This window comes from Mucilaginibacter sp. P2_A4 (genome assembly GCF_056405015.1).
Genome location: NZ_JBFUCX010000002.1, coordinates 536,473 through 551,320, shown reverse-complemented (window position 1 = coordinate 551,320; position 14,848 = coordinate 536,473). Strand labels below are relative to the sequence as shown.

Genomic DNA, 14,848 nt, shown 5'->3' with positions numbered 1-14,848 from the left:
GTATATAACGTAACAGGAGTTACTTTAATTATCAACCGAAAATACTATGGTTGATATATAGGTTTAAATAAAAAAGAGCCATCTGTTTTATGCAGATGGCTCTTTAATAAGGTTAAATTATTTTTTGTAGAATTTAAAATCTTTACCAATGAATTTTGCATTGCTGCCTAATTCTTCTTCAATACGAAGCAATTGGTTGTATTTAGCGATCCTGTCTGAACGTGAAGCCGAACCGGTTTTGATCTGACCGCAATTTAATGCTACAGCTAAATCAGCAATGGTTGCATCTTCAGTTTCGCCAGAACGGTGACTCATTACAGAAGTATAGCCATTAGTTTGCGCCAAAGTTACCGCGTTAATGGTTTCGGTTAACGAACCAATCTGGTTTACTTTAACCAGGATTGAGTTTGCTGTATCTTCGTTAATACCGCGTTGTAAACGTTTGGTGTTGGTAACAAATAAATCATCACCTACCAGCTGCACAGTTTTACCAAGCTTTTCGGTTAAAATTTTCCAGCCATCCCAATCATCCTCAGCCATACCGTCTTCTATCGAAATAACAGGGTATTTAGCTACAAGTTCTGCAAGGTAATCAGCTTGCTGAGCGCTGGTGCGGATAGCACCTTTTTCGCCTTCAAACTTAGTGTAATCGTATTTGCCATCTTTGTAAAACTCAGAAGCAGCACAGTCAAACGCGATGAAAATATCTTCGCCAGCTTTGTAACCAGCTTTTTCAATAGCTTTTAAAATAGTTTCAACACCATCTTCAGTGCTGTCAAAAGTTGGAGCAAAACCACCTTCATCACCAACAGCTGTAGATAAGCCACGATCGTGAAGGATCTTTTTCAGATTGTGGAATACTTCGGTACCCCAACGTAATGCTTCAGAAAAAGATGGCGCGCCAACCGGCATGATCATAAATTCCTGGAAAGCGATAGGAGCATCAGAGTGTGAACCACCGTTAACGATATTCATCATCGGGATAGGCAATGTGTTTGCATTTACACCACCAATGTAGCGGTATAAAGGCTGGCGGCTTTCCTGTGCTGCTGCTTTTGCAACTGCTAAAGAAACACCTAATATAGCGTTAGCGCCAATTTTACCTTTGTTTTCGGTGCCATCAATCTCAATCATTAACGCATCAATGGTGTTTTGGTCAAAAACATCAATACCTTTTAATTCAGGAGCTAAAATGTCATTTACGTTGGCAACGGCCTTTAACACGCCTTTACCCATGTATTTTGTTTTATCATCATCGCGAAGTTCAACAGCCTCGTGTATACCGGTTGATGCACCTGAAGGTACCGCGGCGCGACCGAATGCACCATTCTCAGTTAATACTTCTACTTCGATAGTAGGGTTACCGCGCGAATCTAAAATCTGGCGGGCGTGTACGTCAATTATTAAGCTCATTTCTTTATTGTCAGATATTTGTAATTTGTAAACCGGCGGCTAAGTTAATAGCAAAAACAAGAAATCACAATGGAAATTTCGTATTTGTTATAATTCTTAATCTGTTGTTGTAGGAACATGCTCTTGCTCAACCGCATTTTTGCGACCAATGCGATACATTAACATTAACATAATATTATTTTTACCGCTACTTTGCGTAAGCGTATAATTGTGCTGGTTTATCCAACCTGCCTGTACTATCCATTTTTTATCAAACTGATAACCTAAAGCTGCTGATACACGGTTACGCTCAAAATTGGGGGCTTTGTTATTAAAAAACACCTCATCAAAAACAGATATAAATAGTGTTTTGGCTACAATTTTGGTATTATTTAAAGGGATAAACAGGTTTAACCTGTACCTGAATCGGTTTCTGAAATCACCATTTACCCAGCGTTGCTCTACACGGTAACGATGTTCGAATTTAAAACGATAAAGAAATTGGTTAACGGTCATTTGCTCCCATAACCGAAACTCGTTTGTAGTAGGGCCTTTACCTAAATCTGTATAGTCATAAGTATGGTAAGTACCGGTACCTAATAATGCCGTAAAATTTCTGTCCAGATCATAACTTACACCAGCCTTAGCTTCGTAATACTGGAATTGGGTAAATGCACCGTTAGTACGGGTTTGCAGTTCAGAATATCCACCCCATTTATGGCTGCTATCGCCAGGTAAAACTACGGTGGCAATACCCCAGGTACCCAGTTTGGAATCCTGGGCATTAACAGTAATTGAACACACAATTAACAAAACAAACACTAAAACAATATTAATAAACACTTTATACATCATTACAGGAGTTTAATTCTGCAAATGTATTTCCTTAATGTTATCTCAATGTTAAATACAAGAATGTTAATGTTAAATTAATGTTAAGTTTTAGCGATAATAGGCCTTAAAAATCGTCATTGCGAGGTATAAAGCATTCTCTAAGCTGTACAGAGGGGTTCATAAGGTTGATCTATCTATGGGGAGATTGCTTCGTACCTCGCAATGACGCGAAAATATGCGCTTCATTAGAAGCATGAAAACATTAATGAATCAAATTTCAGACAGCCTCTTAGATAGAAACACCAGAAGACTTCCTGATTCCTATTACTCCCATTTAAACGTCTTCACTGCAACCGCATAAGTAATTACAAACCAAACAAGCAGTATCAAAAGCTGATGGGTTACATCGCCTAAACCTGCGCCTTCAAAGGCTACTTTGCGCATGGCATTGTTGAGATGCGTTAACGGCAGCACGTTACTGATTGCCTGCAGCCATTTGGGGAATGCCGTTACGGAAAAGAAGGTTCCCGATAATAAAAACTGGGGCATGGTAATGATGTTGGAAAGCGGCGGAACCGTACTTTCGTTTTTGGCAATGCCCGATATGATAAATCCAAACCCCATAAATATGATAAGCCCTAAGGTGGAGAGCACCAGCATATTCAATACCGTAATTACGCCATGTATCAATGTAAAACCAAACAGATAATGGCCTACCAGGATAATGAACAACGCGCCTAATAACGAGAAGGTGATGCGGGCCAAAGCCTCGCCCAAAACTATGCTGGAGCGTTTTACCGGCGTAGCAAAAAAACGTTTGATCACCAGCGTTAAACGCAGGCTTAAAAACACAAAAGCGGTACCAAAAACCCCGCTGCTTAAAATAGAGAAGCCCAACTGCCCGGGTAAAATAAAATCGATGTATTTGTATTCGCGGCCAGACACCGTGGTTTCTTTGATCTCGGCAACAGGCGGGGTAGCACCAAGGCTTCTGCTATTTATATTATAGTAAATATTGCTAAGTACCGACCGTAAAATATTACCCTTTTCGGCAGATGCTTTAGTATACTGTACATTTATAGTATAGATGGGTTGCGCATTGTTTTTATGAATATCAACCACGGCATCAATAATGCCCTTTGCCAGGTTGCCCTTCATATCCTCCGCTGTTTGATCCTGTATCAAATGAACAACCTTTATATTTTTAAGCGCCTGGTAAACCGGGCTTAAGGTATCGCTGGTTTTAGCCACGCCCACATCAACCTTAACACCGCCGCCACCAATATTGGCAAATACAATAATGAAAATTAAAGGAAAAGCCAATGTAAACACCACCGCCGAAGGACTGCGCAGTATCGACCGGAAACTTGCCTTGGCAATAGCCAGGGTTGCTTTTGTATTGCTGTATTTCTTTTGGTTCATTAGTTCAATTGTTCATTAGTTCATTGGTCTTTTTTGGCGAAGTATCGTCAGGTTATTTGGTTGCAGTGTAATCCATTCATAGTTTTTTTGCTCCTAAACTGCCAACTTAAAACTGCAAACTTGCTCCCCCTTCAGGGGGCCGGGGGGCTACCCTTCTCTCCACTCCTTACCCGTAAGTTTTATAAACACATCTTCCAGGTTGGCCAACTTTACTTGTTTCTTGCGTTCGAAACCAGATGCGACCAACTGATCAATAAAATGATCGGGTGTATCAATACCAATAATGCGGCCGCCATCAACAAAAGCCACACGATCACACAATACTTCAGCTTCATCCATATAGTGCGTGGTGATTACAACAGTAGTCCCCTGGTCGCGAATTTCGCGGATCAAATCCCAAAGATTGCGGCGGGCCTGCGGATCAAGGCCCGTAGTTGGCTCATCCAAAAAAATGATCCTTGGATTATTAATAAGCGTAGTGGCTATGGAGAACCTTTGTTTTTGCCCGCCTGAGAGGTCTTTGTATTTTGCTTTGGCTTTGTCTGTGAGTGCTACCTTGCTCAACATCTCCATGGGGCTTTTATCAATCCCGTACAAGCCAGAGAACAGGTCAATCAACTCCGACAGGTTAAGATTTGGATAATAGCCCGCGGCTTGTAGTTGTACCCCGATGCGTTGTTTAATGCTGTCTTTATCGGTTTCAATATTGAAACCATCAACGGTGATCTCGCCCGATGTTTTTTCGCGAAGGGTTTCTATTACTTCGAGGGTGGTGGTTTTTCCGGCGCCGTTAGGCCCAAGCAGGCCAAATATCTCGCCCTCATATACTTCAAAACTAATTCCCTTTACGGCTGCAAAATCGCCGTAATTTTTTACCAGGTTTTTTACAGTGATAATAGGTTGTTTTGCCATAGCGTAAAAATGCATCAGAATAATGAAATAACCATGAATTATTTTTAAGCCTCGCCCGGCTCCTATCCTTTGGATAAGAGCCGGGCGAGGCTACACTTTTATGATTTTGGTTACGGGTTCATCGTGCCTTAAGCTTCCGGTTTCACCCTGTTCCAGGTTAATTATTCCCTTTTTTTAATTCTTGATTTAAGCCCCTTTTATGGGTTGAGGCTTATTTTACCAGGTGACCAATGGAGTGAATGATCGATTCGGCATGTTGGGCTGCCTTCATTACCAAATGGATTATCTGTATAGCAAGTAAAGTTTTCATGATGGTTGCGATTTGTTGATTCAAAATTGCACACAGAAAGCCCTTTACGAAATAGTTATTAGGCGAAGTTGACCAAAGTTCCGGTAAACGGCGGAAAAATACCGATGAATGTATGGTGAAAATGGAGCGGCGTCGGTAAAAGTCGCGGGCAGATATTAAATATTAATTAATTTACTTAAAACAATCCCAAACAACGGTAGCATCAATACGATATAGTCATATAAGTTTATTTCACATAACCCCCATTTATAAGTATTACTTATACCTTTAGCCTCCTTATTATTATAAAATATGAAAAAAACCTTATTACTATTTCTATCCATTTTAGCGTTCAACATTGCTAATGCCCAATTTAAACTCATTGCCGAAGGACCGGTATTTAAAGAACCGGAAGAAGGGTTCGCCAAAATTTTACAAATGAAAAGCGGAGGCACCATATTTTTCCGGTTAACCGAAAAAGACGGTATCGATTTAAGAGTTTACGACTCTCAACACCACGAAATATCTGCTACAAATTTTAAACCCACCTACATTAAATTAAAAAAGGCCGAGATAGAAAACATTTTTGAAATTAATGGGAACGCTATTTTGATGATAAGCGAGGTTGATTCAAAAACCCCCACTTTATATCGCCTTATTTTGGATGGGAAAACGGGAGCAGTATTAAGCGAGGATAATATTGAGCAATTAAACAAACTCACATTTGGCGACAAATTTGCGACCAGCTGGGGTGGTATTTCAAGGCCATCGTTCTTTATAAAAAAAGACCCATATAGTGACAATTATGCTGTAGCACGTTTTAACTCTTTAGAATCGGATAGAAGCAAGCGGATTGAAATAATTAGTTATGATGCTAACAATAAGGAAACAAACAGAGTATTTTACGCATCGCCCGAGGGGAAATATAAATATATAGCATACCGGGATATGGTAGTTTTGGGCGACAAAAAAATATGCGTGTTTGCCTATGGCTACAACAAATCCAACAATTCTGAAAGCGAATTATTGATGGCTAATCTTGATAAAGGATCGTCGGACGTTAATTTTACAAAACTAAACTTTCCGGAGGGGCTCGACGCCTTTGACTGTGTGGCTAAGTTTAACCCTTCTACTAACTCTTTATTATTATTATCAATGGCTGAGGAAAAAAAGAAAAAATCTGATGGCTACATTCCTATTTTAACATTCATCAACCCATACGAAAAAAAGATAAACCGTTCTGATATTATATCACCATCAAAAAGGATTGATCAATATTCAAAGAAAGGGTTCAGGGGCTTGCCGCAAAATCTTTACATAAATGATGACGGCACATTTACCGTTGTATCTGAAGAATTAACTGTGGAATACGGTGGTAAGTATGGAACAGTTCCCATAAGCCTGTTAGGAGACATGGCTATTGTTAACTACAGTAAAACAGGCGAACCAATGACCGATTACCTGATCAGAAAAAGTCAAACTTTAAATCAGGTTTATCTTGGCCTGTTATACCTGGCATCAAGGGAGGGTACAGCTCAATCATTAAAGAAAGGCACACAGTTTAAATCATTTGCCTATTTAGATGGAAAAACCAAAAGCTACATATTATTTAATGATTCGGAAAAAAATAATGATAAACAAGAAAAAGGCAAGCTTGAGGATATGGAAAGAGTGAGCAACTGCGATGGCTTTTATTACCAGCTTACCGGGCCAGATGCTATATTGAAAAGAGACTACGTATTTGGCAATCCCGAAAAAAAGAGGGATCATGAATTAGGCCTTTTTGCAATATCACAATATGACAGACAAAACAATATTTATGTAACTCTACAACTTTCAAAAGAAAGCGGTAAAAAAGGGGTAAAACTGGTTTGGTTGCAACCTTAGCGCTTAACTTTCAATAAAAACAAAGCGGCGATGAAATCAAGTTTCATCGCCGCTTTGTTTCAGATAATCCCCTCATCTAAAATCTATCAATCTATTTCCCCCTCCATCAAAGAATATACTTCCTGCATGTAAATGCCTTCATCCATGGCGGCGTGAAAATCTTCCCACTCATCGGTGCTGAAGGTAAACTGTACATCGTTTACCGTTTACACATTACCATACGCTCCTGTGGAAATGTATAATTTACAAAATTGAGCTCCATCGAAAATCCCTGATTTGTACAGACTGTTCTCGCGAGAAGCTTAGAATAAGGTTACTATTCTATATATAGATACACAGGCACTAAGAGCCGCGGCTTATCACCGATGCACCAACGAGGTTTAAGAATCTCCCGTTTCTTATAGTTAGATAAGATACTTTTTAGTACGAAATGGATTCTTAAATTCCCCCCGTATAAAAAGCTCGTCTGACATTAGTTGGCTAAAGTCAAATCGCATAAATCAATTACCATCATTCAAATTTTTTGATATTGCGGTAATTGATGCCATGGCTTAACCGGCCTGTCAGTCGGAAAGCCATATTTTTCGCGATAAGCTTTTCGCTCAGCTGTAAAATGCCACCAGCGTTTACTATCGTCCCGGTGTTGAATATAGTGGGTTAACAAGCGGTATGAATCTTCCACACACGGATCAGCCCATGCGCCGCAATGTTTTTCAAAAGCATTAAACAGTTCAACGGGATCTTTATCTTCCAATTGTTGTAACGAATAATAACCCTGATCAATCAGCTCAGTAGTAAAATTGATCCCTAATGATGGGATGCTTTGAAATTCAATCAGTGCAGCAATCTCTTTTGCACGTTGAGCCGGGGCTTTTAATACGGAAGCAATTTCATCAGGTGCATATCCGCCCAACTCACTTATTTTTATCTTTTGCACTTTTAGTAAAGCCTTTTCAGAGGCACTTAGCTTCAGATCGATATTCTTTTTCATAGCTCAACAAATAGCTAATTTATATAAAATCAAAAGGCACAACAATAAATTATTAATTAAAAATAAACCGAACTAAATCGTCTATTACTTTCGTATAAAGTACTTTAACTATTTAACTGAGTTTGAAATTTACACAACATATCGATACTGGTAATCCTCATCCGTCGAAGCTTTTGCCGATGCTTTTCTTTTTGTTTTTGTTTATACCGGCATTTGCAACATCGAATCCCGAGGTCGACAGCATCAAAAACTCGCTTTCTCCTGCCGCGCTTCATCAAAAAACTCCGGATACTGCCACCATAAATACGTTGAACAAACTGGCGGCAAATTATTTCAAATCCAATCCTGATAGTGCTTTCTATTACGGTCAAAAAGGCATCGAGCTATCCCGAAAAATCAAATACAGGGCCGGCATAGCCAATGGGTTGCTTGAAACCGGCCACGTAAATTATTTTAAAGGTAAATCGGCACAAGCCAAACAAAACTTTGACGAAGCCATTGCTCTATTCAAAAGCCTGAATGATAATAAGGGGCTAAGCAAGTGCTATATTTCATACGGACGCATGTACAACCTGCTTGCCGAATATAAATTGGCTTTGAACTATTTAGATATGGCGCGTTTGATATGCCTCAGAGATAATGATGAAGCTACATTAACGGATTGCTATAAAAACATTGGTATTACCTATTTTAGTAAGGGACAACTTTCAAATGCGCTTGATTTTTACTACAAGGGCCTTTTTATTGCCCTGAAAAACAGCTATACTACCACATCGGCAGAGATTTATAATGATATAGGTGTAGTATTGCAAGGCATGGAGGTATATCCAAATGCGCTTGAAAATTATAAGAAAGCCGCCCAGGTGTTTGAAACCACCAATAACAAACAAGCTATGGGTACCATAAATGAAAACATTGGTGAGGTATTGCTTGCACAAGGCAAATACGATGAGGCGATTACTTATTTACTAAAATCGATAAATATTGCAAAAAAACAGGATGATAAAGATGGGCTGAGTTCTGTTTATACCGACCTTGGGCTGTGCTATGCCAACAAAAACCAAATGAAACTGGCAATAGCCTATCTTGACACTTCATTACAAATAGCCACCAAATTTAAAATTGTATACAACCAGGCTTATGCCTTAAATGGTTATGCAACTGTATATAATTTGATGAAGGACTATAAAAACGCCTATAAATATGCCATCCACGGTGAAATATATGCCATTAAATTAGGCAACATATCGGTACGCTCAAACGCGGCATTGCAGCTAAATAAGGCAATGGCAGGTTTGGGTAAGTTTAAAGATGCCAACCGCTTGCTGAATGAATACATTGACCTGAAAAACCAAGTTAACGATAACGAGAGCATTCAAAAACTCACCTCCTATAATTACGAACTTGGATTTGCCGAAAAAAAGCGGCAACTAACCCAACAGCAACACGAGCGCGACCTGATATATCAGCAAAAAATAAAAAGCCAACGCCTTATAAATGCTATATTCCTCATTATCATCCTGGCAATGATAGTTACCGTTGGCATTTATTACCGGCAAAAACGCAAACAGCAAAAGATAAACGCCCTGCTTGAAGATAGAAATCATGAAATATTGCAACAAAAAACCAATATTGATGATCAGGCCGAGAAGCTAAATGACCTGAACGTTTTAAAGGACCGCCTTATCTCTATTTTAGCGCATGACCTGCGCGCGCCGTTAAGCACTTTACGGGGACTGTTTGATCTGTTACAGGATGATAGTATCAGTCACCATGAGTTACTGGAGATGATACCCAATGTATTGAAAAAACTGGAATACACATCCGACTTTTTAGATACCTTATTGTTCTGGATCAATAGTCAGATGGAGAACTTTGATGCTTCGGTAAAAAACTTTTCAATTAAGGAGCTGGTTAGTTTTGAAATTGATAGCTACCTGGAACAGGCCGCGTTAAAAGGCATTAAACTGGTAGATAGCATCCCTAATGATCTATCGGCCCTGGCCGACCCCAACTCTATCCGCATTGTTATACGTAACCTGATCACCAATGCCTTAAAGTTCTCGCGGGAACATGATACCATAGAGATAACCGCCTGGCAGGATAACGACCAGCAAATCACTATAAAAGTAAAAGATACCGGGGTCGGCATGTCTGCAGATCAGCGCGAAAAACTTTTTAAAGGTAAGGTGAATAGTAAAGTTGGCACCAAAAATGAATCGGGCACTGGCATGGGTATGCTATTTTGTAAAGACCTGGTTGAACGCTGCCATGGCAAAATATGGGTATCCAGCGAGCCGGGGGTTGGTACTGAATTTATGTTTACAGTGCCTGTAATGGTTGTTGCTAATGCAGTAGCCGTTTAGATAAAGCAACAAAAAAGCCTTTAAAGTTTAAAACTCAAAAGGCTTTTAAAATCATTTTCAAATCCTCAGATTTTCAAATCTTCAAATTAAAAAAACTTATTTCATCAATTTTATAAAGTCATCAAACAGATACCTTGAATCATGTGGACCAGGAGATGACTCCGGGTGATATTGTACCGAGAATGCTTTTTTATCTTTTACACGAATGCCTTCTATCGACTGATCATTAAGGTTCACATGGGTGATCTCTACCTTATCAGATGCGCGTACAGCTTCGGGCACTACACCAAAACCATGGTTTTGTGAAGTTACTTCGCAATGGTTAATGATGATATTTTTTACCGGGTGATTTAAGCCGCGGTGACCGTTAAACATTTTTTTGGTTGGAATATCATTGGCTAAAGCCAGCAACTGGTGGCCTAAGCAAATTCCAAACATGGGCTTATCAGCCGCTAAAATTTCTTTTACGGTATCAATAGCGTAAGGCATAGCCGATGGATCACCGGGGCCGTTTGATATAAAGTAACCGGTTGGTGCAAAGTCTTTTTCCATTTCGGCAAAAGTGGTTTTTGCAGGGAATACCTTGGCATATACATCACGATCATCAAAATTGCGCAAGATGTTCTTTTTAACACCCAGGTCAAGCACAGCAACGCGGTAAGCTGCGTTCTCATCGCCAAAAGTATAAGTTTCGGTAGTTGATACCTGCGATGAAAGCTCCAGTCCATCCATTGAAGGCACTTCGGCAAGCCTGGCTTTCAGTTCTTCAATATCCAGTATTTCAGATGAGATGATAGCGTTCATTGCACCCTTATCACGGATGTGGCGAACTATCTGGCGGGTATCCACATCAGAGATACCTACAATATTTTGCGTCTGAAAATAATCCTGGATAGATTCATTGGCCTGTTTACGGCTGTAAGCGATATTGTAATTTTTACAAACCAAGCCCGAGATCTGGATATTTCCAGACTCAACTTCGTTATCGGCTATGCCATAATTACCAATATGAGCATTGGTTGCAACCATTATTTGCCCAAAGTATGATGGGTCGGTAAAAATTTCCTGGTAGCCGGTCATACCTGTATTAAAACAGATCTCGCCGGTTGTAGTGCCAATCTTTCCGGCGGCTTTACCGTGAAAAACGGTTCCGTCGGCCAATAAAAGTACAGCCGGTAATTTGGTGAAGTAAGTCATTTAGCAAAAAAATTGAATGGATTATTAAATCGGATCGCCTGGTTCAAAGCCCCGTGAAAACTGATAGAAATATTGAAGTAAGGAACTTCCGGATTCACGGTGCAAAAGTAGGAATTTATTTCGGATTTAAAAGACAAATTTATAAAACACGAATTTCACAAATTACAAAACCGGATTTTCACCAATTTACGCAGCAAATTTTTTACTGGCTGATTATAAAATCCATCTGGGACCACTTCTTGAAAGTTAATATTTCTTATTCATTTCATATATCCAGTTAGCCCGATTCGATTAAATTCGTGAAATTCGTGCCTTTCAATACCTTTGTGCTTTCTTTAATACAATTAACAATGTCTGTAAACAAAGAAGTTAAAAGAATCACCACGCATATACTGCAGGAGATGAAAAACCGTGGCGAAAAGATTGCCATGCTAACCGCCTATGATTACTCTATGGCGGCCATTGTTGATGATGCCGGTATGGATATTATTTTGGTGGGCGACTCGGCCTCCAACGTAATGGCCGGTCATGAAACTACATTGCCTATAACGCTCGATCAGATGATATACCACGCCTCTTCGGTGGTTCGCGCTGCAAAACGTGCGTTGGTGGTGGTCGATCTGCCTTTCGGTTCGTACCAGGGAAACTCAAAAGAAGCGCTGAACTCCTCTATCCGTATCATGAAGGAATCGGGTGCACATGGTGTTAAAATGGAAGGCGGCGTAGAAATTGCAGAATCCGTTAGTCGCATACTTACCGCAGGCATACCGGTTATGGGGCACCTGGGTTTAACACCACAGTCTATTTATAAATTTGGCACCTATACCGTACGTGCAAAAGAAGAGGTAGAAGCCCAAAAATTAAGGGAAGATGCCTTAAAATTACAGGAGTTAGGTTGTTTTGCCATAGTACTGGAGAAAATCCCGGCCAAACTTGCCCAGGAAGTAAGTGAAAGCGTACAGATCCCGATCATCGGCATCGGTGCCGGCCAGTGCGACGGACAAGTTTTAGTGGTACACGATATGCTGGGTATCAATAACGACTTTAAACCTCGTTTTTTACGCCAGTACGCCAATTTATATGAGCAAATGAACGGGGCCTTTAAAAGCTACATCAGCGATGTAAAATCAAAGAGCTTCCCTAATGATAAGGAACAATACTAAATAGATGTGCAAATTTCAGATATGCAGATATGCAAATGATTTGAAGATTTGAAAATGAACCGATTAAATAGTTAATAGTTAGCAGATTATTGTTCATAGTCATTTGCAGCTACCATGTACTATTAACCATCAACCATGAACTAAATAAAAATGGCTCGCCCAGAATTTAATTATACAAGTTACGATATTACCGATGCGGATATTCTTTATGAGGATAACCATCTTATTGCCATAAACAAGCGTGCCGGCGATATTGTGCAGGTTGATGATACCGGCGATGAATCGCTTGATGACAAGGTGAAAAAATATATTGCCAAAAAATACAGCAAACCTAATGGCGCTTTCCTGGGTGTGGTACACCGGCTTGACAGGCCCGTAAGCGGCGTTATCCTGTTTGCCAAAACAAGCAAGGCCCTGGAGCGGATCAATAAAATGTTTAAGGGGCGCGAAATGCACAAAACTTATTTTGCCGTAGTACGCAAAAAACCGTACCCCGAAGCAGGTACATTAGTGCACTGGCTGGTTAAAAACCCGCAGAAAAATGTAACTAAAGCGCACGACAAAGAAGTACAAGGCAGCTTACGGGCCGAACTGAGTTACAAGTTGGTTGGCGAGCTTAACGGCTATTACTTAATTGAGGTTGACCCTATAACCGGCCGTCCTCACCAGATCAGGGTACAGCTATCCACTTTGGGTACCCCTATTGTGGGTGACAATAAGTATGGTTATCCGCGTGGCAGCCTGCGTAAAAGCATCTGCCTGCATGCACGCCGGTTAACCTTTATTCATCCTGTAAAAAATGAACCGGTTGAAATTATAGCACCTGTTCCGCGTGATGGCTTTTGGGAAAAATTTGAGGGGATGATGGATTAATTTCTATCCTATCAACGCTTGATTTAGTATATTATCAAAAAAATTTAATCATTAATTAATAAGCTTGGATCAGTCTGGAAAATCGATTGGAAAATACTCATCCTCGTACCTTTCAATTAAAATTCCCAAAACTTCAAGCTCATCACCATCTTCAGAACCCTTTTGCGCATCAAATATCAATTCAAGCCTTTCTAAAGCCCGTTGATAATCGTTTTCGTTTTTAATAGGTTTTATAGTCATGATGATTAGATTTTTGTAGCGTCAATTTATTGAAACATCCTTACAACCCTCTCACCTCTTCCCATATCCGTTCATCCACTAAAACACCTTCGCTTAAATTCTTGATGCGGGTTTTAATGGTGTTTTCTCCCGGGTAGGATATTGATCCGCCTTCGTGCTCAGGAGCGCTGGTTTTAGTATAGGTTATAATTTCTTCGATAAGTGCAGTTGTTTGCGCATCGCTATTAGGTTTTATACATATAAAAACCTGCGATACGCCGGATTCTGCACCGCTTTCAGTAATCTTAGCTGTGGAATTACCCCCGCTTAAAACCGTTGCCAACAGATCAAGCACCAATGATAAGCCCGACCCTTTCCAGAAACCAACCGGCAACAATCTTTTAGACTGCAGAATGGCAGTGGCATCGGTACTTAAATTACCTTCACTATCATAACCGCCGGGTAAAGGCAGTTCTTCATCATTTGATTTGTATTGCTGTAGTTTACCTACAGCGTATTGTGATATAGCCATATCCAGCACCACGTGACCATCTTTACGGGGCACAGCTATAACCAATGGGTTGTTCCCTAAACGAGGATCAAGCCCTCCCCAGGGCGGCAGGTTTGCTATGGTATTGGTAAAACAGATCCCAATATAACCTGCTTCGGCAGCCTGCCAGCCATAGGTGCCGCCACGCATCCAGTGGTTGGTATTTTTTATAGCTACACAGCTTATCCCATTCAAATTTGCCAGCGCAATTGCTCTGTCCATACAAAAAACAGCGTTCAGTATGCCTGGTCCGTAGTTACCGTTCCATTGTTCCATCGCGCCAAAACCACCTTCTTTGGTTGGCTCCATGCCTGGCTTTACCAAACCATCCTTTACATGCTGTACAAAAACCGGGAACCGGTTAAGTCCATGCGTATATACACCATCTCTACTGTTACCTGCAAAAATATCAGCACATGCTTCAGCCTTGGCTTCTGTAAAATCAAGACTTTGCAAAACACGTTTAAATTCGGCTTTGAGTTGAGGGAAGGGAATGCGCATAGTATTAACGTCAAAATTCAAATGTAAAAAATCCATCCTTATTATAGCAGGACAATCAATTTTTGATGCCGATTCTGTAGTCAAGAATTTGCGCTATAGCAATAACCAGGTCTAAAGGCAATTTTCAGGTTTTCAAGCCCTTTCTTACGCCCGTTATGGGGTTAGGTAATAATTTTTCTTTAAAACAGTTATAAATACATCCTGATAGCCAACTAATAAACAGGATTTTTTACTTTTGCGGGTACACTTTAC

At 40.2% G+C, this 14,848-nt stretch carries 12 protein-coding genes; 4 read left to right on the top strand and 8 right to left on the bottom strand.

Annotated features, from left to right (window positions below):
* Nucleotides 1–117: 117 nt before the first annotated feature.
* From eno to AC1DYB_RS06440, 4 genes are all read right to left on the bottom strand, one after another.
* Nucleotides 118–1,413, bottom strand: a complete 1,296-nt coding sequence (gene eno / locus AC1DYB_RS06455; protein ID WP_295718391.1) for a phosphopyruvate hydratase — start codon at nucleotides 1,411–1,413, stop codon at nucleotides 118–120.
* A 96-nt stretch (nucleotides 1,414–1,509) separates the two neighbouring features.
* Nucleotides 1,510–2,247 carry a DUF2490 domain-containing protein gene (locus AC1DYB_RS06450; RefSeq protein WP_477433380.1) on the bottom strand — a complete coding sequence of 246 codons (738 nt, stop codon included), beginning with the start codon at nucleotides 2,245–2,247 and terminating at the stop codon, nucleotides 1,510–1,512.
* Nucleotides 2,248–2,550: 303 nt separating this feature from the next.
* Nucleotides 2,551–3,648 carry an ABC transporter permease gene (locus AC1DYB_RS06445; RefSeq protein WP_477433378.1) on the bottom strand — a complete coding sequence of 366 codons (1,098 nt, stop codon included), beginning with the start codon at nucleotides 3,646–3,648 and terminating at the stop codon, nucleotides 2,551–2,553.
* Nucleotides 3,649–3,795: 147 nt separating this feature from the next.
* Complete coding sequence (locus AC1DYB_RS06440) at nucleotides 3,796–4,560, bottom strand: ABC transporter ATP-binding protein (RefSeq protein WP_295718383.1); 765 nt, start codon at nucleotides 4,558–4,560, stop codon at nucleotides 3,796–3,798.
* Nucleotides 4,561–5,161: 601 nt separating this feature from the next.
* On the opposite strand from AC1DYB_RS06440, the gene AC1DYB_RS06435 reads away from it, so the two are divergent.
* Complete coding sequence (locus AC1DYB_RS06435; RefSeq protein WP_477433376.1) at nucleotides 5,162–6,736, top strand: hypothetical protein; 1,575 nt, start codon at nucleotides 5,162–5,164, stop codon at nucleotides 6,734–6,736.
* A 514-nt stretch (nucleotides 6,737–7,250) separates the two neighbouring features.
* Here AC1DYB_RS06435 and AC1DYB_RS06430 read toward each other — a convergent pair.
* Complete coding sequence (locus tag AC1DYB_RS06430) at nucleotides 7,251–7,727, bottom strand: helix-hairpin-helix domain-containing protein (RefSeq protein WP_477433374.1); 477 nt, start codon at nucleotides 7,725–7,727, stop codon at nucleotides 7,251–7,253.
* 122 nt (nucleotides 7,728–7,849) lie between these two features.
* On the opposite strand from AC1DYB_RS06430, the gene AC1DYB_RS06425 reads away from it, so the two are divergent.
* Nucleotides 7,850–10,093 carry an ATP-binding protein gene (locus tag AC1DYB_RS06425; protein WP_477433371.1) on the top strand — a complete coding sequence of 748 codons (2,244 nt, stop codon included), beginning with the start codon at nucleotides 7,850–7,852 and terminating at the stop codon, nucleotides 10,091–10,093.
* Between the two features lie 96 nt (nucleotides 10,094–10,189).
* Here AC1DYB_RS06425 and carA read toward each other — a convergent pair whose 3' ends face one another.
* On the bottom strand, nucleotides 10,190–11,290 hold the full coding sequence (carA, locus tag AC1DYB_RS06420; RefSeq protein ID WP_477433369.1) for a glutamine-hydrolyzing carbamoyl-phosphate synthase small subunit: 1,101 nt from the start codon (nucleotides 11,288–11,290) through the stop codon (nucleotides 10,190–10,192).
* A 350-nt stretch (nucleotides 11,291–11,640) separates the two neighbouring features.
* Here carA and panB point away from each other — a divergent pair, with 350 nt between their 5' ends.
* A complete protein-coding gene (gene panB, locus AC1DYB_RS06415) occupies nucleotides 11,641–12,453 on the top strand; it encodes a 3-methyl-2-oxobutanoate hydroxymethyltransferase (protein WP_477394782.1) in 813 nt (270 codons plus the stop codon).
* A gap of 150 nt (nucleotides 12,454–12,603) precedes the next feature.
* Nucleotides 12,604–13,326, top strand: a complete 723-nt coding sequence (locus AC1DYB_RS06410) for an RluA family pseudouridine synthase (protein WP_477433367.1) — start codon at nucleotides 12,604–12,606, stop codon at nucleotides 13,324–13,326.
* 69 nt (nucleotides 13,327–13,395) lie between these two features.
* On the opposite strand, the gene AC1DYB_RS06405 is transcribed toward AC1DYB_RS06410, so the two are convergent.
* Both AC1DYB_RS06405 and yiaK read right to left on the bottom strand, forming a co-directional pair.
* Complete coding sequence (locus AC1DYB_RS06405) at nucleotides 13,396–13,566, bottom strand: hypothetical protein (RefSeq protein ID WP_477433365.1); 171 nt, start codon at nucleotides 13,564–13,566, stop codon at nucleotides 13,396–13,398.
* Nucleotides 13,567–13,606: 40 nt separating this feature from the next.
* Nucleotides 13,607–14,632: a 3-dehydro-L-gulonate 2-dehydrogenase gene (gene yiaK, locus AC1DYB_RS06400; RefSeq protein ID WP_477433363.1), complete on the bottom strand. Its 1,026-nt coding sequence runs from the start codon at nucleotides 14,630–14,632 to the stop codon at nucleotides 13,607–13,609.
* Nucleotides 14,633–14,848: the final 216 nt, after the last annotated feature.